This is a genomic window from Streptomyces sp. cg36 (genome assembly GCF_041080675.1).
Taxonomy (GTDB): Bacteria; Actinomycetota; Actinomycetes; order Streptomycetales; family Streptomycetaceae; genus Streptomyces.
Genome location: NZ_CP163520.1, coordinates 3,614,811 through 3,635,336, shown reverse-complemented (window position 1 = coordinate 3,635,336; position 20,526 = coordinate 3,614,811). Strand labels below are relative to the sequence as shown.

11 protein-coding genes and 2 pseudogenes are annotated in these 20,526 nt (G+C 69.0%); 9 read left to right on the top strand and 4 right to left on the bottom strand.

Translation table 11 applies throughout. From position 1 onward, the window contains the following. Nucleotides 1–27 precede the first annotated feature (27 nt). The 3 genes from AB5J87_RS16110 to AB5J87_RS16100 all read left to right on the top strand — a co-directional run bounded on the left by AB5J87_RS16110 (nt 28) and on the right by AB5J87_RS16100 (nt 2,454). Complete coding sequence (locus tag AB5J87_RS16110) at nt 28–531, top strand: hypothetical protein (RefSeq protein WP_369377377.1); 504 nt, start codon at nt 28–30, stop codon at nt 529–531. A 943-nt stretch (nt 532–1,474) separates the two neighbouring features. Then, nucleotides 1,475–2,263, top strand: coding sequence for a hypothetical protein (locus AB5J87_RS16105; RefSeq protein ID WP_369377375.1), 789 nt, complete (start codon nt 1,475–1,477; stop codon nt 2,261–2,263). Nucleotides 2,264–2,277: 14 nt separating this feature from the next. Beyond that, entirely contained in the window at nt 2,278–2,454 is a 177-nt protein-coding gene (locus AB5J87_RS16100) for a hypothetical protein (RefSeq protein WP_369377374.1), read from the top strand. 345 nt (nt 2,455–2,799) lie between these two features. Here the strand turns inward: AB5J87_RS16100 and AB5J87_RS16095 are convergent. After that, nucleotides 2,800–3,051, bottom strand: a pseudogene (locus AB5J87_RS16095) (IS5/IS1182 family transposase); the annotation flags it as partial. 764 nt (nt 3,052–3,815) lie between these two features. On the opposite strand from AB5J87_RS16095, the gene AB5J87_RS16090 reads away from it, so the two are divergent. Together AB5J87_RS16090 and AB5J87_RS16085 are read left to right on the top strand one after the other, a co-directional pair. Beyond that, nucleotides 3,816–7,841, top strand: coding sequence for a hypothetical protein (locus tag AB5J87_RS16090; RefSeq protein ID WP_369377373.1), 4,026 nt, complete (start codon nt 3,816–3,818; stop codon nt 7,839–7,841). 283 nt (nt 7,842–8,124) lie between these two features. After that, nucleotides 8,125–8,968 (top strand): annotated as a pseudogene (locus tag AB5J87_RS16085) (IS5 family transposase). On the opposite strand, the gene AB5J87_RS16080 reads toward AB5J87_RS16085, so the two are convergent. Next, the gene (locus AB5J87_RS16080; protein ID WP_369377372.1) at nt 8,969–9,313 is read right to left on the bottom strand and encodes a hypothetical protein; all 345 of its coding nucleotides are present in this window, start codon (nt 9,311–9,313) and stop codon (nt 8,969–8,971) included. A gap of 247 nt (nt 9,314–9,560) precedes the next feature. Between AB5J87_RS16080 and AB5J87_RS16075 the strand changes: the two genes are divergently transcribed. Next, entirely contained in the window at nt 9,561–10,604 is a 1,044-nt protein-coding gene (locus tag AB5J87_RS16075; protein WP_369377371.1) for a hypothetical protein, read from the top strand. Between the two features lie 169 nt (nt 10,605–10,773). Here the strand turns inward: AB5J87_RS16075 and AB5J87_RS16070 are convergent, their stop codons facing one another. Continuing rightward, entirely contained in the window at nt 10,774–11,049 is a 276-nt protein-coding gene (locus tag AB5J87_RS16070) for a hypothetical protein (RefSeq protein WP_369377370.1), read from the bottom strand. A gap of 386 nt (nt 11,050–11,435) precedes the next feature. Then, nucleotides 11,436–12,947 (bottom strand): FAD-binding oxidoreductase, encoded by a 1,512-nt coding sequence (locus tag AB5J87_RS16065; protein WP_369377369.1) that lies wholly within the window; start codon nt 12,945–12,947, stop codon nt 11,436–11,438. Between the two features lie 589 nt (nt 12,948–13,536). On the opposite strand from AB5J87_RS16065, the gene AB5J87_RS16060 reads away from it, so the two are divergent. The 3 genes from AB5J87_RS16060 to AB5J87_RS16050 all read left to right on the top strand — a co-directional run bounded on the left by AB5J87_RS16060 (nt 13,537) and on the right by AB5J87_RS16050 (nt 20,490). Next, complete coding sequence (locus tag AB5J87_RS16060) at nt 13,537–14,964, top strand: PLP-dependent aminotransferase family protein (RefSeq protein WP_369377367.1); 1,428 nt, start codon at nt 13,537–13,539, stop codon at nt 14,962–14,964. A 137-nt stretch (nt 14,965–15,101) separates the two neighbouring features. After that, nucleotides 15,102–17,042: an alpha/beta fold hydrolase gene (locus AB5J87_RS16055; protein WP_369377366.1), complete on the top strand. Its 1,941-nt coding sequence runs from the start codon at nt 15,102–15,104 to the stop codon at nt 17,040–17,042. A 433-nt stretch (nt 17,043–17,475) separates the two neighbouring features. Beyond that, nucleotides 17,476–20,490: a BTAD domain-containing putative transcriptional regulator gene (locus AB5J87_RS16050; protein ID WP_369377365.1), complete on the top strand. Its 3,015-nt coding sequence runs from the start codon at nt 17,476–17,478 to the stop codon at nt 20,488–20,490. The last annotated feature ends 36 nt before the right edge of the window (nt 20,491–20,526 follow it).

Here is a 20,526-nt window from a genome sequence, read left to right as displayed (position 1 = left end):
GTGGTCTGGGGAGACAGGGAGATGGCGATGAGCGAACCCTCTGGCGCTGAGCAACTGGCCACCTCGCAGGCTGAGATCGGTTCGGCCACAGCAGAAGCACTCAGGAAGGTGCACGCTGCGCGTGCGAGAAGGGCATTGGACCGTGCTGCGGCCGCGTGCCGCTACGCCGGCATTGAGGAACATGACGCCCAAGCAGTGCCCAGAAATCCAGCCGCGAAGGCAGCGAATGCCCTCCGTCTCTCCGCTCAGGTGCTTGCGGAGCTGGACCGTTCGCCTCTGGACCCAGCAGCGGACGCCCGCTGCGCCAGGAACGCCGCTGCCGCTGCGGCTGTCGCTGCGCAGGTAGCTCGTGACCAGGGCGGCGCGACGGAGCGCTCCGACGTCGCCTACCGGGCGGCCCTGAAGGCGTCTCAGGCTGCTATGCAGGCGGCGGGTAGCGGAGGTCTGGGTAGGAATGAAGAGTTGAATGCCGATGCGGATGCGGCGGAATCTGATGCCGCACTTGCTGCTCAGGCGGCGGGCTGGATCTAGAGCTGGGCGACCGCCGATCTCCTATCGCAATGCAAGGTGGCGACTTCTGGATGGGCTCTGGCCGCTCAGCATCGCCAAACACGGCAGCGGCGCTGAGGCGGCGCTCGGCTGGATGGTGCCGGAGTCGCATGAGCAGCTCAGGAGATGTGAACGAAGGCCTTCCGGGACCCTGATCGCGTTGTGGACCCAGCGAAGTTCGACTTCTACGCGACGGACTGCCAGCACCTTGTCGGTGCGGACAAGCTTGCACGCACGCTCGCTCGCCGAAGAGGTGATCAGGGCGGGAACAGACGTCGTCGGTACCGAGCGTAGGCCAATGCGCAACGCGGAAGCCCGCGTCACGTTGAGGGCCGCAGCTGCTCGTGAGGGGGGACTTGGAGCAGGCGCTCACGATGGGCCAGAGTGCCCTTGAAGGGGCTGCCAATCTGCGGCGTCATTCATCATGACTGGCTGGAGCTTGCTGCCGGGATGAAGAGCAGGTACGAGGCCGAGTCGTCAGACAGGACTATCGCGCATGGTCAGTGAGCCCTTTTCGGTCTGCTGCCTGGGCCAAGATTTGGACGATCCGACGCAGCAATGAGGCTCCTGGTAGATGGTGTCGCGACCAAGCACCACCGTGCCGCCAGGAGCCTCACGCGTATTTCTACCCGTTGTTGATCAACCTGTCCAGCCGCACCTTGCGATACCTGAGTGGGCAAGTCGCCTCCCGCATCGAAAATTTCGCCGACGACTTCAGGAATCAGATGCTCCACTCTTGAGTCTTCGTTGAGAATTGAGGTTCCTCTGAGGTTTATCTATCTGATTCCCGCCACTGAAGGGCGTGGCAGGGGGGAAGGGTGGCGGAAAACCTATTGCCGGAAGATCGATACCCCGCATAGGCTCCTCTCATGCGAACGAGGGGGTTTCCCCGGGGGGTTCGCATAAACAACACAGGAGTCATAGGGTGATTAGAATGGAAAGTCGGCGGGGGGTGCTGGCCGGAGCTCTGGTCAGCGCGACGGCACTTCTCGTAACTCTCGCCCCTTCTGCGGTAGCTGATGGAACACCCTGGAACGGGCGAGATCTTCAAATCGCCACGGCGCTGAAGCATCACGCTGAGGGGACTCAGAATCAGGCGGACATCAACCTTATTCGCTCTATTCCAGAGCTGGCTGCGAGCGTCCCGGACCCGACCCAGCCGGAGGAGGTGACCATCAAGGAGGCCATTTTCACTGGCAGCGGACAGGCGGTTTCGCCCGCGAATGGTGAACCACTCAGCTCTGCGGAACTGGCGGACATCATGCCGCCGTCGACCGCCCAGCCGAGTGCTCCGGGCGAGGCCGTCGAGGGGCCGGAAGAAACAGAGGTGGACAAAGAGCCCGGTTCCGGGCTTGTCGGCGCCACGGGCGGCACGTGGAAGATGACGCACGTCTACCACACCCACCGCAGCTACCTTGGTAGCGTGATCTTCAAGTATCACACCTATGCGGAGTTCAACTACGGCGGCGGCAAGGTGCGCGCCTGGGGCGACCGGTATGACGACTTCTCGAACGTGCAGCAAGTGGTCAAAATCGACAATCGTCGCCTCGCGGACAGGTACTCTCGGGTCCCGGCTTCGTCGGGCACCTCGAAAATGTCGCGCCAGATAGAACTTTGCTTCACCAAGTATGGGTGCTACGCCACCCTGCACCCCTACGCTAGTGTTCAGGTATTCGGCACCGGCAAGACGAAGATTGCCGGTACAGGCGTGTAAACGTAGGAGTCATCGTGAAGCCTCTCGCTGCACAGATAATCTTGATTGCCGCGATCTTCCTGCTTCTTCTGATCGTCCTTGGGGCGCAGTTCGGTACTCTAGAAATAAGCATCTGGCTCATTGCTCTAATCGGCCTGATCTTCTTCACGGTCCGGCGTCATCGCAGGAATTCAGGCGCATCAAACTCTTGAGACATCGGTGCATCGCGAGGTACATAGATTGATGCTTCTATCGCTGGTGGAATCTCCCGCTCAAGTTTAGTGACAGAAATCGGTCCCTTCGCGCGGTGAGGCGTGAAGGGACCGACCCCTTTTCGGGCTTGGGTTTCATCGGTGTGCCGGGCTGCTGGGGGTGCGACCGGAGCATTCGGGATAGTGATCCTCGGCTGCACAACGTGCGTAGTCGTTTGGATTCGCCTGGAACTCGTGCGTGTAGCCAGCGCTGTTCGCCGTGGTGATGGAGAATCGGCCGTCGCGCTCTTCCATATGCGTGAGGCGTCCGGGCGGGCCGTCGAAGCCACTGAGCGTTTTCCATCTTCAGGCTGAGGCGTGATGGAGGACGAGGGCGGCCTTGACGATGTTGGTGATGCGGTTGGTGCTGCAGCGGAGCTTTCGGAGGGGGCGCCATTCCTTCAGGGTGGCCATGGCCTGCTCGCCGAGTCAGCAGATCTTGGCATGACTGCTGTGGTGGCGGCGTTTCCATCTCTTCAGACGACGTCCTCGGAACGGCACCCGGACCGTCTCGCCGACCCCCTTCTACGCCTTGTCCAACCAGCATTTGACGTCAGCGTAAGCCGAGGTCACGAGGGTGCTGATCGCGTTCGGTACGAAGCGGTCATGGGCCAAACCCCGCCGCCCCCACAACTGCAACACGACGTCGGGCCCGGTCTTCATCTCAAGAGCCGGGCCTGACACTTTCTCTGCGCTGCTTGGGACTAGGTATTGGATCATGGGGACCTGCTACCCGGGCAGTAGTACACAAGCGAGACGGGATGAGGGCCCAGCCCGAAGACCGGAGCACCTCACCACACCCAGCAACCCCAAAGAATCCGCTCCCCGAGGAACGGCCTCTTCCGCAACGACTGCTGTCGGCGCCCTCCACAGGCCGCCCGATGCATCCCCACCCGACCGCTCGGTCCGGCGCCAGTCCCTCCCCTGTTGGGACTGGTGCCGGACCACACGGTCGGCGTCGATCCGCGCCACGTTGTGTGGCTTGGATCAAGGGATGCCGGACCCGTGGTTGATGTGCCAGCCGTCCGCATACGGTCTGGCTCCACGGATCCCTGTTGCTCACGCGGCGAGGCCGTCGCCGCCGTTTCGTGGCTCCGAATCGAAGCTGTCCGAGAACGTGCGGCATCATGAGCTGTCTCATTGAGCGCCGGGCTGGTGGCCCCCTCTGGGCCTCGCCCGGTTGATGCGCTGCTGGGACGAGATCCTGCCAGCTGCGGCTCCAAGTGAGGAGGTTCTGGCGTCCGGTCCACGGCTTAACCGCAGGTCAGCCGTATAGGGTGGGTTTTCCGGTCCGGATGTCCAGGCGCGGGGGAAGTAAAGGAGTGGAGACCTTGAGTTCCGACTCAGGGGCACGCACAGCCTTCGCGGAACGTCTCGCGCTGCTGTACACGGAGGCCGGCAACCCTCCCCTCAAGCGCGTCGCCGAGGCGGTCGTGCGGCTTCAGCGTGTCGACGAGCGAGGGCGGCCCGTGCGGGTCTCCGCCCAGCGGATCAGCGACTGGCGACGGGCCAGGAACGTGCCTGCCCAGTTCATCGCCCTCGCCGTGGTGCTGCACGTCCTCATACCCGAGGCCCGGCGCTCGCGGCCTGCACCCGTGTCTCCGGGCCTGTACGACCTGGCGCAGTGGCAGCGCCTGTGGGAGCGTGCCGTCGCTGACCCGGTCGGTGATCGCCCCGCGACGCCCGCGGAAGAGGACGATCGGCCTCCGGCCGAAGCCGTGGCTGTGCCCGGCAGCGTGTGTCCGTACCGAGGGCTGGCCTCGTACCGTCAGGAAGACGCTCGCTGGTTCTTCGGCCGGGAGCGGAGCAGGGACGCCCTGGTCACCCAGCTCCGCGCGGCGGAGACGACGGGCGGCCTGGTCATGCTCGTGGGCGCCTCGGGAGCGGGAAAGTCGTCCCTGTTGAACGCCGGGCTGGTGCCCGCGTTGCAGAACGGCGGCCCGAGCGACGACAGCGGCCCGGCGAGGCAGGTACTTCAGCTTGTGCCGGGAAGCGACCCTCTCAAGGAACTGGCGCGCCGGATGCCCGAGCTCGCACCCGTCATCTCCGCCACAGAGGGATCAGCCGCGGAGGAACCCGGTACTCCGCAGTTCGCGCACGCGGTGAGATCGGCTGTCACGGCCTGGGCGACTCGGGACTCGTCTTCTCCCTCTGGCCCCTCCTCTCCCGTCGTCATCGTCGATCAGTTCGAGGAGACGTTCACTCTCTGCTCCGACGAGGCGAGTCGGCGCACGTTCGTCCAGCTCCTCCACGCCGCCTGCACGCCCGCCGAGACGGGTGAGCCGGCCCCCATGGTCGTCGTCCTCGGCATACGCGCGGACTTCTACGAGCGGTGCCTCGCGTATCCCGAACTGGCCGACGCGCTGCAGCACCGGCACATGGTCCTCGGTCCGCTGACCACCGCCGAGCTGCGTGAGGCGGTGACCGGCCCGGCCAAGGCCGTGGGCATGGAGCTCGAACCCGGGCTGGCCGAGCTGATCGTCCGAGAGGTGAGCGCCGACGGCCCCCGCGGGGTGCACGACGCGGGGGCGCTGCCGCTCCTCTCTCACGCCCTTCTCGCCACCTGGCAGCGACGGAAGGCGGGACGGCTCACGCTGGCCGGCTACCGCGCCGCGGGCGGAATCCAGGGAGCGGTGGCCGCGACCGCCGAGCGAGCCTGGTCGGGCCTCGACCCGGCGGCGCGTACGGCCGCGAGGCTGCTCCTGCTCCGGCTGGTCAAGCTGAACGAGGACACCCAGGCCACCCGCAGGCGGGGGACGCGGCGCCAGCTGGCGGAGGAGTCGACGGACCCCAACCGGACTGAGGAATCCCTCGAAGCGCTGGTCCGCGCCCGATTGGTGACGCTCGACGCCGAGACCGTGGAGATCACCCACGAGGCGCTCCTCCATGCCTGGCCGCGCCTGCGCGAGTGGATCGACGAGGACAGGAACGACCATCTGCTGCGCCAGCGGCTGGAGGAGGACGGCAGGGCCTGGGAGGACTCGGAGCGGGACACTTCGCTGCTCTACCGGGGTTCTCGTCTGGAGCAGGCCCGCGCCTGGGCCAAGTCGGCCGGTGACACCTTCCTGACCCGGAGCGCCGTGGAGTTCCTGGCCGCTTCGGTGAGGCTGCGCAAGCGCATGGTCTGGATCAGCCGCAGCGCGATTGCGGCGCTGGTCGTCCTGGCGGTTCTGGCTGTCTGTTCAGCGCTGGTCGCACGGGAGCAGCGCGACGATGCCGTGTTCGAGCAGGTGGTGGCCGAAGCCGATCGGGCTCAGCACACGGACCCCTCGCTCTCCGCGCAGCTCGCCTTGGTGGCGCACAACCGGCGGCCTCACGACGAAGGCGCGAAGAACCGCCTGATCTCGATCGTCAACGCTCCGCTGGCCACTCCGCTCCTGGGCCACACCGGAGCCGTCTACCTCACCTCGTTCAGCCCGAACGGGCGGATCCTGGCGACCGCCAGCTACGACCGGACCATTCGACTGTGGGACGTGTCGGACCGCGCCCACCCCAAGCCGCTCGGCGTACCCCTCACCGGTCACACGAGCTGGGTGAGCAGCGCGGTCTTCAGCCCCGACGGCCACACCCTCGCCAGCGCTTCGGACGACGGGACGATCCGGCTGTGGGACGTACGCAATCCCAGCCGTCCGCAGCCGCTCGGCGCGCCCCTGACCGGCCACCACGGCACGATCTATCTCATCGCCTTCCGGCCGGACGGCCACACCCTGGCCTCCGTCGGCGAAGACCGCACTGTCCGGCTGTGGGACGTGGCCGACCCGCTCCGACCGAAAGCCCTCAGCGCCCTGACCGGCCACACCGCCGCCGCACGCTGCGTGGCGTTCAGCCCTGACGGGCGGACGCTGGTGGCCGGCGGCGATGACGGCTCGATCAGGCTGTGGGACACATCGGATCCGCTTCGGCCCGCGCCGATCGACACAGTGCTGACCGGCCACACGGGCACGGTGCACTCCGTGGCTTTCAGTCCTGACGGCCGCACCCTGGCCAGCGGCGGCGCGGACGACACCATCCGGCTCTGGAGCATCTCCGACCCGCGTCACGCGGCACCGCTCGGCACACCGCTCACAGGCCACACCGGTCCCGTCTGGTCGGTGGCCTTCAGCCCCGATGACACCAAGCTCGCCGCCGCCAGCGCGGACAGCACGGCGAGCCTGTGGAACGTCAGCGATCCGGCGTACCCGTCCCAGGTCGGCGAGCCCCTCGCCGGGAGCAGCGGTGAGATGTACGCCCTGAGCTTCAGCCCCGACGGCCGGACCCTGGCTACCGGGAGCGGCGACAGCAAGGTGCGGCTGTGGTCGATACCGACTTCCGACATGATCGGCCGCATCGGAGCGTTCCGCCCGGACGGCCGGGTGCTGGCCACGGCCGCGCGCGATCACCGGGTGCGGCTGTGGAACGTGGCGGCTCCCAACCGGCCCGTGTCGCTGAGCGAGCCGTTCACGCCGGGGGACGGTGACGTCCGCTCGCTGGCGTTCTCCCCGGACGGCCGCACGCTCGCGGTGCTGATGCGGAACAGCGCGGTGCAGCTGTGGAACGTCACCGACCCGACCCGGCCCAGTGCCTACGGGGCGTCCATCGTGCTGCGCACCCGGTTCTCCGGACCCGAGGCACTGGCGTTCAGCCCGGACGGGCGCACGCTGGCGACCGCGTACGACGACCGCACGATCCAGCTGTGGAACGTCGGTAGCCCGGCTCAGCCGCTTCCCCTTGGCGCGCCGCTCTCGGGCCACAAGGGCTACGTCAACTCCCTGGTCTTCAGCAGGGACGGCCACACTCTCGCCAGCGGCAGCGCGGACGGCACCGTCCGGCTGTGGAACACGGCCGACCCGCGGCGCGTCTCCCCACTCGGCGCGCCGCTGATGGGGCACCTCGGGCCCGTCAACACGCTCGCCTACAGCCCGGACGGCCATACGCTGGCCAGCGGCAGCGACGACGACACCGTCCGCCTCTGGAACATCATCGACCCGCTCAAGGCCGACCGGCTGGGCTCGCCCCTCATCGGCCACACCGAAGCGGTCGTGTCACTGACGTTCAGCCAGGACGGCCGCACCCTGGCAAGCGGCGGCAACGACAACGCGGTCCGGCTCTGGAACGTCGGCCGCCCGTCCAAGGCCACGCCCATCGGCCAGTCGATGAGCCCCAACGCCAAGACGGGAAATTTCCTGTCGTTCAGCCCCAACAGCCACATGCTCGGGGTGTCGAGCGGCAGCGATACGGTCCGGCTGTGGAACCTGGATGCCGATGAGGCCATCGAGCGTATTTGTGCGACCACTCAGGGTGTCCTGACGCCGGATAAATGGCGTGAGAATCTACCTCGTCTGTCGTACGCGCCTCCCTGCGACGGGTAACCACGAGATGTGATCCCAGTCACAAGTGCCCGGTATGGCCCCGTAGCCCATTCCCGCAGCGTAAGCAGGGTTGTTACTGTTGGTCGCAGCCCGGCCGCTGATGCATCCCCCGTCGTCAGCGGCCGGGCTTTTCTCTGCCTTGCGAGAATTGCGAGGCTCTTTTTGCTGTGCCGGGAATTTGGCCCTCACCAAGGCAATAGCTAGGGCTTGTCCAGCGGATCATGTGACCTGTCTCGGGTTCGAGTCATGGGCGTGTTCATGGGGGCTCACGAGCAGGGAATGGGTGCGGCAGGCCATACCTGCCGAAGCCCGGGCAACGGATCGGGCGCTGGAAGGGTCATCGCAGGGTGATCAACGGGATCATCTTCCGTCAGCGCACCGGGGTGCCGTGACGGGATCTACCCGAGCCTTTCGGCGGGTGGAAGACCATGCACGAGCGGCATAGGCGCTGGTCTGCGGACTGCACGTAGGACATGATCTTCGCCGCAGTCCCGGCGGACGCTGTCGCGGAAGGCCCCATCGACTGGCCCATGGTGCCGTGGACTTCACCACCTGCGGGTTCCACCAGCAGCACGCCGGCGGGGCCTGCACGAGACTCTCAGGGGGCGGGAAGGGTGTGCGCCCCGGCAGCACAGGCCCGACGAGGGACTCGGACGCTCCCGGGGTCGCTTCACCTGCAGGATTCATCTGGCTGGGGAAGGCGGGCGCTGCCCCTGGCCCTGCTGATCACTCCGGTCCAGTGGGGCGAAGGCCCGCGGCTCATCCCCGTCATGAAACGTATCCGCATCGGCTACCTCGGCGCCGGGCGTCCCCGCACACGGCCGGACTGTCTCGGCGGTGACGAGGCGTACTCCTCTCATCGCAAGCGCCACTAGCTGCGGAGACAGCAGATGAAGCACACCATTCCCGAGCCGGGCAACCAGCGGGCCAACCGCAGGGGCCGCGGCAGTCGTGGTGGGAGGCCCACCGGCTCCGGCAAGACGATCTGCAAACGCGCGAACGAAGTCCAGCGGGCGATCAATGCCATGAAAAATTTCCGAGTCGTGGCCACAAGATTCGACGAGCGTGCCTATGTCTTCCGCAGCATCGGCACCGTGGCCTCGATCCGTCTCTGGCTCAAGCCATGATCACCCAGCTCCAAGGGCATCGGCCCGCCTCTCCAGGTCCGCCGCGATGCCATCCCAACCCGGTCCGTGAAACCACAGGTTCAAGGCAGCCTCGCATATGAGCGTCGGCTCGCTCGGCCGCTGCAGCACAATCAGCCGATAGGCCAGATTCTGCACCCAGACCGGCGGCTGGCCGTCAACCACGTGCGGACTGAGCTCACGCAGCATGCTGAGGATGTCTTCCGCGTCCGCGAAGGTCAGCTCCTCAACGAAGTAGTGCTCCCGGTGTTCCTGGTCACACTCCGGTGTGGGTCGGTACTCGTCTCCATAGAGACACCGGGCGTGCTCCGTCAAGGTGCTGTGCATGGACCTGAAGCCTACGACGCCATGATCCGCCGGACAGAACCTAGCGGCGGCAAGCGATGGGGCAGAGTGGCTGCTGCTCCTAGGTTTCGCCTCGGTGCACTTGGCCGTCGTTGGTCGGCGGAGCCGGACTCCGCTCGTCTACGGGTCGACGTGATCGGGTCCTGAGGTGACTTGCTGTCAGCACGTGGTGATAGACCTGTCAACCACAGTTGGTTACAACGGGACCAGAACAAGGGGGAGGCTCAGCATGACCGTTTTCGCACAGCCAGCGAGTCTGAAGCGGCCGGCCGTTCGGGAACACTACAAGGACACCATCCTGCAGCCAGTCGATCTGGCGAGCCACGCCGATCTGTTTGATCCCACGGTCTTGCAATCGTTGAACGATCTCTTCCCTGCTGGGAAGGCGCAATTGTGGGGGGTCACGCCAGGCATCGGCGGGGCCAATCTGCCACAGATTCGCAAGATGCAGGATGGAGACGTCGTCTTCTTCTCGGGCAGCAAGCGCCTGTACCTCGTCGGCACAGTAGCTCTAGCGTGGCATAACCCTGCTCTTGCGCTGCGCTTGTGGGGCGTTGATGACCGGACGGAGCAGACGTGGGAGTACATGTACGCCCTCACCAGCGTGCGGGGCATTGACTTCCCGATGGAAGAGATTCGCTCCCTGCTGAACTGGAAGCCCAACCGCAACATACAGGGCTTCGTTGCATTGAGCGAGATGGACGGGGCTATCCTCACGGATCTGGTTGGATATGAGGACAGCGTCCGTGGAGTGCCGCCACAGAGCCCCGGGGGAGCCTCGCCTCGTCTCGGCCCGTCGGATGCAGTCGCGGAGGTTCAACGCCGGACAGAGCAAGGGCACCTGAAGAAGACCCTGCTCCCTGGGTCCGAGGGCGAATGTGCTCTCTGTAGACGTACGCTTCCGCGAGCCCTCCTTGTTGCGGCACATATCAAAAAGCGTGCCGCGTGCAGCGAGGCGGAGCGATGGGACCTGAACAACGTGGCCATGCTGGCGTGTCTACTCGGCTGCGACAGCCTTTTTGAGCACGGCTTCGTCGCCGTCGAGGAGGGGGGACAGCTCGCTGTTAGCCCTGTCGCAGCGTCCGCTCCCGCCGTGGTCCAGTACATAGGTGAACATCTGCTGGGTCACTCTATTGATTGGTGGTCGCCGGAGCGTGAGCACTACTACGCATGGCACCGAGCGCACACGTTCCAGCGTGGAGCCCTTACCCCAGCGCAAGTCAGTCAACAACTGAGCGCTGCGTCGCGTATCAGCCAGTTGCCATTTCCCTAACCGCGGATCATCTGTTCGTGAGTGAGGACTGAGCGCCAGCCTTAGAAATGAGAGCCCCGAGGGAAATGCTCGACGTCCCTCGGGGGTTGCGGCCAGTAGGACATCTTCCCAAGAATTACCCCCCTGGCTCCGCCGCGCGGCTCGGTAATATCACCCGCCATCCGTGGAATCAGATGAATGCGAGCATGCTCGACTGGTTGTGCAGCAGTCCCTCCGTAATTGACGCCAACATTGAAACCAGCGATGTTTGGATCGGTTTCCAGGAGGGCCGGCCGAAGATCTCGCAGGGCAATAATGCTGTCGTGCTCAGCATCGTTGAGTGGAGCACCGCGTACTTGATATCGCGGGGACCGACCTCACTCTTGATGAGGTAGTCGATGCCGTTGCGGACAGGCGGGAAGTCGATCTTTTGGGATTCCGGCACCCCGGCGGGGCGTTGAGGCATCCGAATCAGGTGGCATTTTGAGACCATCCCCATAAGATCTCTGGCAGGGTCCTATTCATGAGAGAGCAGGTTATAAGGGGTGTGGGGAGCCCGCCGTAAATCTACTGACTCGGGCGGCTGCGGTCTCGGTTGTGGTCTCAATGGCTACTAGCTCTGCAGCCATCCACCATCGTCCGATGAGATCCGTCAACCATTCTGAACAGGTATGGAACGTCATTCGCGGAAGCTCCCGGCCGTCCCAGGATCAATATCTGACAACTCGTAATGCGTAGGTCTCGGGTTCGAATCCCGAAGGCGGCTCAGCGAGAACCCCAGGTCGGATCCCTTCCGACCTGGGGTTTCGTCGTTCAGATGGGCAGCGCCTGGGGCGTGCCGGGGTGGGTGGGTCAGTTGATTCCCTGGGCGAACGCGAACACGCCGTACGGGTCGTACTTCGACTTGATGGCGGACAGGCGGCCGTAGTTCTCGCCGTAGTAGGCCGAGCGCCAGTTCGTCAGGGCCGGGTCGATGAAGTTCTGGTAGGACTCGCCCTTCGAGATCGGGTCCACCGCGGTGAAGCCGTTGTCGACGAAGTTCTGGGCGGAGGTCAGTTCGGCGCCGGAGAGGATGCCGTACGCGAAGGTGTAGTACGACATCAGCAGCGTGCTGTCGCGGTGGACGTATGCCGTGGAGGTGCGGGAGACCTTGTTGGCCGCGCCCCCCAGCGCCATGATCTCGAACTTGTGGAAGTGGCCCGCCGTGCGCTCGGTGTCGAAGACGCCGACCAGCCGGGCCCACTCCGTCTCTGTGGGGGACTTGCTCAGCAGCCGGCCGCGGCCCAGGACGTGGCCGAACGGGGCGAGCTTGCCGTTCGTGGGGTCCCAGGTGTTGTTGTGGCACTGCTGCTGCGAGTACGCGCCGCAGCCGAAGATCTTCATCATCGCGGACTGGTACGTGTCCGTGTAGACGTTCTGCTGGATCGGTGCCGCGCCCGTCAGCGCGATCAGGCGGGCGATCTCCGTGTCGAACTCCGCGCGCGTGCCCACGGACGCCACCAGCAGGGTGACCAGCGGCGGGTTGCCCGCCGCCGCGTCGAACAGGTCGATGTTGGAGCGGCTGCCGAACGTGGTGGGCGCGGTTTCCAGCCACTGGGTGAGGCCGTGCATCGCGCCCACGGCGTGGTCGTAGCTGAACAGCAGCTCGGCCACGTTCAGGTTCGGGACGGCGGTCGGGGTGACCGTGTACTGGGTCACGATGCCGAAGTTGCCGCCGCCGCCACCGCGGATCGCCCAGTACAGGTCGGGGTTGGAGGTCGGCGACGCGGTGACCTGGCGACCGCTGGCGAGCACCACCTTCGCCGAGGTCACCTTGTCGGCGCCGAGTCCCGCGTGCCGGGTGAGCAGGCCGACCCCGCCGCCCTGGAGGAAGCCGCCGAGCGCGACGGTCGGGAACATGCCGCCGGGGATGGCCAGGCCGCTCGCGCCGAGGCCGTTGACGACGTCCACCAGCTGCGTACCGCCGCCGACGGTCGCCGTGCCGGGGCCCGCCGTCACCGCGTTGAGGTGCGACACGTCGATGATCAGGCCGCTGGTGGTGGAGTACCCGCCGCCGCTGTGGCCGCCGCTGCGGGCCGTCACCGGGATGTCGTGGTACTGGGCGAAGATCAGGCTGTTCGTCACGTCATTGGCGTTGGCCGCGTAGACGACGGCCTGCGGGTTGGTCAGGCTGAACTGGCCGTACTCGACGGTCTTGGCCGCCGTGTACGAGGAGTCGGAGGGCAGCACCAGTGTGCCCTTCAGGTTCGCGCGCAGCCGGTCCCACTGGCTGGTGGTCGTGGCGGTGGCGGTGGTGAACCCCGACAGGGACAGGGCCGCGGCTCCGGCGCCCGCCATCCCGATGAACGACCTGCGTGTGATCATGCCTTGCTCTCCCCTGTGATCCCTGAACTGTGATCCCTGAACGTGCACTGTGAACCCGTACGGGAACGTCTGGAACGCCAAGCCCTGCCCGGACCTCTAACTCTGGCCCTGGCCCTGGCCCTGGATCCCGCACCCCTGGCCCTGGATCCCGCGCCTCGGACCCGGGACCCCCGACCGGCCCCGCGAACCCACAGGCCCCGCAGTCCCGCCGTCCCAGAACCCCGCGATCCCTGAACGCCGAATCCCCGCAACTGTTCGGACCGTCGTGCGCATCGGCGGTCGGATCGCGTCGCTGTTCGGTCCCCGTCGTCGGTGCCCGTGGCCGCTCCCCGTTCCGCCCGAACCGGGCGCCCGGAGCGGCCTCCCCCGCTCCGAGGGATCGGAATCCTGCCATGGATCCGACAAACGCGTGGGGCAGTTGGCCAGTACGGCCAGTCCTCGATCCCCGCTCAAGTCCTGCTCGAACGCTGGTGGTTGGGTGTCCCGCCGGTTGCCCCCGGCGTTCAAGTGTGGAGCTTGACCTGCGTACCGCGCCCGCGCGCGGCCCCTAGGCTGAACCCGCGGAGACCACGGAAAGGGACGGGTGTCGATGGCTGAGGAGTGGGTCAATTCCGCGGAGCGGATCGGTGCCGACCTCCATGTGGAACTGGCCGGATCCGGCAGCCGCCGGGCCGCCCTCATCCGGGCGCTGCGCGGCGCCGTGCGGGACGGGCGGCTCGCGCCGGGGACGCGGCTGCCGCCCTACCGTTCGCTCGCCGCCGACCTCGGTCTGGCCCGCAACACCGTCGCCGACGCGTACGCCGAGCTCGTCGCCGAGGGCTGGTTCACCGCCCGCCAGGGCTCGGGCACCAGGGTCGCGCCGCGCACCGAGCCCGTACGGCCGGCCCGGGTGCCCAAGAAGGTGTCGCGGCGGGCCTCGGCCCCCGCGCACAATCTGACGCAGGGGCAGCCGGACGCGGGCTCCTTCCCGCGCGGACCCTGGCTCTCGGCGGCGCGCCGCGCGCTCGGCGCCGCGCCCAACGAGGCGTTCGGGCCGGGCGATCCGCAGGGGCGCGTGGAGCTTCGCCGGGCGCTCGCCGGGTATCTGGCGCGCGTGCGCGGTGTGCGCACCACCCCCGAACGCATCGTGATCTGTTCCGGCTTCGCGCACGCCCTGCGGCTGCTGTTCGCCGGCGGGGTGCTGCGCGGCCCGCTCGCGGTGGAGGCGTACGGACTGGGCTTCCACCGTTCGATCTTCGCGGCGGCCGGAGTGCGCACGGTCCCGGTCGGACTGGACGAGCAGGGCGCGCTGGTCGAGGAGTTGACGCGCGAGGGGGCGCTCAGGGGTGTACGCGCGACGCTGCTCACTCCCGCACACCAGTTCCCGACCGGCGGACCGCTCCACCCGGAGCGCCGTGCCGCCGTCGTCGACTGGGCGCGGGCGCGGGGCAGGCTGGTCCTGGAGGACGACTACGACGGCGAGTTCCGGTACGACCGGGAGCCGGTCGGGGCGTTGCAGGGGCTCGACCCCGAGCGGGTCCTCTACATCGGGTCGGTCAGCAAGAGCCTGTCGCCCGCCGTGAGGCTCGGCTGGATGGTGCTGCCCGAGGACCTGGTCGACCCGGTCCTCGCGGCCAAGGGCCAGCGCGAGGCTTGGGCGAGCGTGCTGGACCAGCTGACGCTGGCGGAGCTGATCGAGAGCGGCGCGTACGACCGTCATGTGCGGCGGATGCGCCAGCACTACCGGGGGCGGCGCGACCTGCTGGTGGCGGCGCTCGCCGAGCACGCCCCGCACATCGCGCCGACCGGCATCGCGGCCGGGCTGCACGCCGTGCTGCGGCTGCCGCCCGGCACCGAGCGCGCGGTCCTGAAGGCCGCGGCCTGGCAGGGCATCGCCCTGGACGGGCTCGCCGGATACCGCCACCCGGACGCGACCGGGCCCGCCCCCGACGGCCTGGTCGTGGGCTACGCGACCCCGCCCGACCACGCCTATCAGGCCGCCCTGGACGCCTTGTGCCGGGCACTGCCGGGACCGTGATCCCAGGAAGCCCGGGGAGCCCCGGGAACCTAGGGTGGAACGGCGGGAAACGGACGAGGGGGGAGCGGGTCGACGTGAGTGAAGCGGCCGAAGCAACCGAAGCAACCGAAGCAACCGAAGCAACCGAAGCAACCGAAGTGATCGAAGCGATCGAAGTGACCGAAGTCGTGGGTGAGTTCGACGGGGAGCGGATCAGCTGCGCGCTGGCCGAACCGGATGGCGTCATTCCGTCCGTCACGGTCGTCCTGCTGCACGGCGCCGGGATCGGCGACAAGGCACGGCTCGCGGAGCTGGCCGAGGAGTTCCGGGTGCGCGGCCACCGCGTCCTCTCCCTCGACTTCTCCGGCCACGGCGCCTCCTCCGGAGCGCTCGGCGACCTCAGCCTGAAGCGGCGCTTCCGCCAGGCGCGGGCGGCCGTTGACGCGTACGTGCCCGAGGGGCACAGCCTGGTACTGACCGGCTTCAGCATGAGCGGTCAGACCGTCGCCGATCTCGCCGCGCACTACGGCTCGCGCGTCGCGGGCATCGGGCTGTGCGCGCCCGCGGTCTACGCGGACGAGGCGTGGGCCGAGCCCTTCGGGGCGGAACCGGGCGCTCCGGGAACGCCGCCAGGGGCGCCCGTCTCCCGTTTCACCGAAATCCTGCGTACGCCCGACAGTTGGCGCGACTCCCGGGCCCTCGATGTGTTCCGGTCGCTGCGCACCCGGGTGGTGCTGGCCGTGCCCGCCGTGGACGAGATCATTCCGGCGGCGGTCACGGAGGCGGTGGCAGCCGCGCTGGCCGAGGGGAACGAGTCCCGCTGCACCCGGCTCGTGTTCGAGGGCGCGCACCACAGGCTCGGCGTGTGGCTGCGCGAACACCCCGTCGAGCGCGCCCGGTTCGTGGACGAGGTCCTCACCGACCTCGGCGCGGACGGCTGGGAGCTCACCCGGACCTGGGCCGAGAAGTCCCTGCCGCCCGGCGCCCGGATCCGGGACGCGGTGGAACTGCGCGGCGGCTGGACCTCCCAGATGCGACTCATCCGTACGGAGGCGGTACCGGGACCAGTACCAGGACCGGCACTGGGATCGGGAACAGCACTGGGACTGGCAACGGCGCTGGCACCAGTATGGGTACCAGGGCCGGGAACAGCACCGGCACCGGGTGCGGGACCGGGAACAGCGGCGGTACCGGTACCAGGACCGGGAACGGTGCCGAAGCCCGATCCGGGTCCCGGGCGGGACCCCGGCCCGGGTCCCGCCCAGACCCCCGGCCCGGCGGTCGACGGCCACGCCCCGCAATGGGTGCTGCGCTCATTCGCCAAGCCGTTCTACCGGCGGCACGCGCCCGGCCTGCTGGCGCGCGAGGCGGCCGTGCTGCGGCTGCTCGCGACGACGGAGGTGCCCGCGCCCGTCCTGCTCGCCGTCGACCTGCGCGGCGAGCACTGCGACCACCCCTCCCTCCTGATGACCCGCCTGTCGGGCCGGGTACGGCTCGACGAGGAGGATCTGGGTCGGCGGATCGGGCTGCTGGCACGGCAGTTGGCTGAAATCCACCGCGTACGAGCAGAGGGCGCCGACCGGCCGCGCGACTACGAGGCGTGGACCTCCGCCGACCGGGTCCGCGTTCCGGCGGACACCGCGCGCCCCGAGGTGTGGCGGCGGGCGGTCGAGGTGATCCGGCGCCCGCCGCCCCCGTACGAGGGCCGTTTCCTGCACCGCGACTTCCACCCGGGCAACGTCCTGTTCGACGGTGCGGGCGAGGGGCTGCGGGTCGGCGGGGTCGTCGACTGGGTCGAGACGTCGTGGGGCCCGGCGGCGCTGGACGTGGCGCACTGTTCGACGGCGCTGGCGCTGCTCCACGGGGTCGACGCGGCCCGGGAGTTCACCGCCCGGTACGAGGCCGAGGGCGGTCGCCCCGACGGGAACGCGCTGTACTGGCGGCTCCTGGACGCCCTGGCCTTCGCTCCGGACGCGGAGAAGGTGGCGCTGCCGTGGCGGCAGCTGGGCCGCACGGACCTGACGCCCGAGGTGCTGACCGGACGGCTGGAGGAGTACCTCGCGACCCTCCTCGAAGAGGAGGGTCTCTACGGGGCCTGAGCGGGACCGTACAGAGCCTGAGCGGAACCGTACGGGTGCGGCGGAGGCGGTGGGCCGCGAGAGGTGCTCCTCGACTGGCCCAGAGAGTACGTGCCATGCCCAAAGGATGTACGTACACGTAAAATTGGCGCAAAATCGCTCACCCGCTCGACGGCGGTGGCGAGCCGCTCCGGCGCCTTCGCGCGGTGGACCGGAAAGGGGCCGGGACGGACGAGGTCCCCGGGCACTCACCTGGGATGCCCGAGGACCTCTCTGTCCCTCGGTTCCGCCCCGACGATGACACTCCCCCGAGTGTGGCTGCTCCACCGAGCACCGGCGGGCCGGATCCGATGTCCACATCAGATCAGGAGGCACCAACAGATCGCTAACATGTGGCCAACGGTCAGCGGGGGAGTCTGTGGCCACGGTCGACGGGACAGCCGGTGGACGGGCAGTGAGGGAGCCGGTGGAGGTCGGGGTGTGCGTGCGATTCGGCCTGCTCGGGCCGTTGACCGTACGGGGTGAAGCCGTCGGCAGTGGCAAGATCCGATCGCTTCTGGCCGCCCTTCTGATGCGGCCCGGCCGGGTCGTCCCCTGCGAGGACCTGAAACTCGCGCTGTGGGGTGACGAGCCGCCCGCCTCCGCCACCGCGTCCCTGCACAACCATGTCGCCCGGCTGCGCCGACTGCTCGGCGACGAGGACCGCGTCCGGGCCGTGCCCCCCGGGTACGTCCTGCGCGTCGACCCGGGCGAACTCGACACCCAGGTCTTCGAGGCCCACGCGCGCGTGGCGCTCGCCGCGCACAACCGGGGCGACTGGCCGGTCGTCGCCGAGGAGAGCGCCGCCGCCCTCGCACTGTGGCGCGGTGCGCCGCTCGGCGGGCTCTACGACCCCGCCGACGGCGAGCCCGCCCTGGCCCAGCGGCTCACCGAGACCCGGCTGCTCGTTCTGGAGTGGAAGTACGAGGCGGAGCTGCGGCTCGGCCGCCATGAGGCGATCGGGCCGGAACTGGCCGCGCTGACCACGGAGTTCCCGCTGCGGGAGGCGTTCCACCGGCAGCTGATGCTGGTGCTGCACCGCACCGGCCGCCAGGCCGAGGCGCTCGCCGTGCACCAGCGGCTGCGCCGCACCCTGGTCGAGGAGCTCGGCGTCGACCCGGGCCCGGCCGTCCGGGAGGCGCACGAGGAAGTGCTGCGCGAGCCCGCCGCACGCACCGGACTGCCCGCCCCGGCGCAGCTTCCGCCGGGCCCCGCCCACTTCACCGGGCGCGCGCACGTGGTGGCCGGGCTGCGGGCCGCCCTGGCCCGGCGCCGGTGCGAGCCCGTGGGGCCGGTCGTCCCGCAGCAGGCCACCGGGGCCGTCCGGGACGGCGCGGGCCGTCCGGACGCCTTCGCCGCGCTCGCCGCCCTCGCGGGCCCGGCCGCACCGGTGGCCGTCGTCCGCACCACCGCCGCCCCGGCCGCACGGCCCAGCACCCCCGTCGCGGTGGTCACGGGCATGGCCGGAGTCGGCAAGAGCGCGCTCGCCCTCCATGTGGCGCACACCCTGCGCGAGGACTTCCCGGACGGGCAGCTCTACGTCAATCTGCGCGGCGCGACCCCCGGACTCACCGCGCTCCCGCCGATCCAGGCGCTGGCCGCGCTGCTGCACGCCCTCGGCGTGGACCCCCGCCAGGTCCCCGACACGCCCGACGCCGCCTCCGCGCTGCTGCGCTCCCGGCTCGCCCCGACCCGTACCCTCCTCGTCCTCGACGACGCGGCCTCCGCCGCGCAGGTACGGCCGCTGCTGCCCGCCGGGGACGGCTGCGCGGTGGTCGTCACCAGCCGCTCGCCGCTGGCCGCGCTCGACGGCGCCGCCCGCTTCCCGCTGACCCCCATGACGGCGGCGGAGAGCCTCGGGCTGCTCCGGGCCGTCTCCGGGCGCCAACTGGCCGACGGCGCCGCCCGCCTGGTCGAGCTGTGCGGGCGCCTCCCGCTGGCGCTGCGCGTCACCGCCGCCCGGCTGGCGGCCCGCCACGCGCTCAGCCCCGACGCCCTCGCCGGACTGCTGGACGCCGAGGACGGGCGCCTGGACCACCTGGAGTACGACGACCTGAGCGTGCGGCGTTCGCTGGCCGTCGCCCTCGGCGCGCTCGACTCCGACGCGGCCCTCGCACTGCGCCGCCTGGGCGCTCTGGACCTGCCTTCTTATGAAGTGCCCGTCATGGCGCGTCTGATGGGCGTCACCGAAGCGCGTACGGGCGCGGCCCTGGACCGGCTGGTCGAGGTGGCCCTCCTGGAGGAGATCTCGTACGGGCGGTACACGCCGCACGACCTGGTGCGCGACTACGCGCGCGAACTGGCCGCCCAGGACGACGGACGCGAGCCGGCCGTCGAGTGCGCACTGCGCTGGTACGCCGAATCCGCACGGCAGAACGGCCTGCTGGTCAGCCCGCCCGACCGCGAGGGCCCGGCCCGGGTGCCCGACCCGGTAGGTGACGCGGCGCCCTTCCCGGACCTGGCCGCCGCGCTGGCCTGGGGCGACCGCGAAGTGCCCGCGGTGCTCACCCTGACCGAGCGGTACGCGCACACCTCACCGACCGTGTTCCTGCTGGTACGGGCCTACTTCAGCCACCTCCAGTACCGGGGCCGGTACGGCGCGCTGCGCCACCTCAACCGTTTCGTACTGACCGCCGCGCGGGCCAGTGGCGACCGGGAGGCGCAGGCCCACGCCCTCAGCGACCTCGCGGGGGCGAACTTCCTGGCCAGCCGGATCGAGGAGTCGCTGGCGCTCAACGACGAGGCGACCGCGCTCTGGGAGGAACTCGGCGAACGGCGGCGCACCCAGCGCGCCCTCGCCAACCGGGGCATGCTCCTGGAGCGCCTGGGCCGGCACGCCGAGGCCGCCGAGGCCCTGGAGCGCAGCATCGGCCTGGCCCGCGAGCTCGACGACGCCTACGGCGAGGCCATCATCCTCAGCCACCTCGGCAACCTCCACGAGCACACGGACGCCCGGGTCGCCATCGGCTACCACGAGCGCAGCCTGGCGGCCGGCTGCCGCATCGGCAGCGAACTCCTCGCGCACACCGCCCACTGCAACATCGGCTACGCACTCATCAAACTCGGCGAATGGGCCACCGCCGTCGGCCACTTCGAGGAGGCGCGGCGGATCCTCGGCGAGCACGGCGACTGGCACGGGCGGGCCCAGTCGGGGGTCGGCCTGGTCCGGGTGCTGGGCGAGCTGGGCCGCACCGAAGCGGCGTACGCGACCTGCGCGGTCCTGCTCGACCAGGCGATCGAGCGCTGCGATTCCTACACCGAGGGCCTGGCCCGGCGCGAGTACGGGCGCCTGGACCGGGCGGCCGGGCGGCCCGCCGAGGCCCGGGCCCAGTGGGAGCGGGCGCTGGCGGTCCTTGAGGGCCGCGACGGCAAGGCGCACGGCGAGGTGGCGGCCCTGCTGGCCGGTCTGACCTGCTCCGAACTCGTCTGAAACATTCCCGCGCCCTCATCGCGTCAATGAGGTGTA

Bases quoted from the DNA above. Each gene is read 5' to 3' on its own strand.
- AB5J87_RS16065 (WP_369377369.1), bottom strand. From the start codon at position 12,947: ATGATCACACGCAGGTCGTTCATCGGGATGGCGGGCGCCGGAGCCGCG.
- AB5J87_RS16070 (WP_369377370.1), bottom strand. From the start codon at position 11,049: ATGCCTCAACGCCCCGCCGGGGTGCCGGAATCCCAAAAGATCGACTTC.
- AB5J87_RS16060 (WP_369377367.1), top strand. From the start codon at position 13,537: ATGGCTGAGGAGTGGGTCAATTCCGCGGAGCGGATCGGTGCCGACCTC.
- AB5J87_RS16080 (WP_369377372.1), bottom strand. From the start codon at position 9,313: ATGCACAGCACCTTGACGGAGCACGCCCGGTGTCTCTATGGAGACGAG.
- AB5J87_RS16075 (WP_369377371.1), top strand. From the start codon at position 9,561: ATGACCGTTTTCGCACAGCCAGCGAGTCTGAAGCGGCCGGCCGTTCGG.
- AB5J87_RS16110 (WP_369377377.1), top strand. From the start codon at position 28: ATGAGCGAACCCTCTGGCGCTGAGCAACTGGCCACCTCGCAGGCTGAG.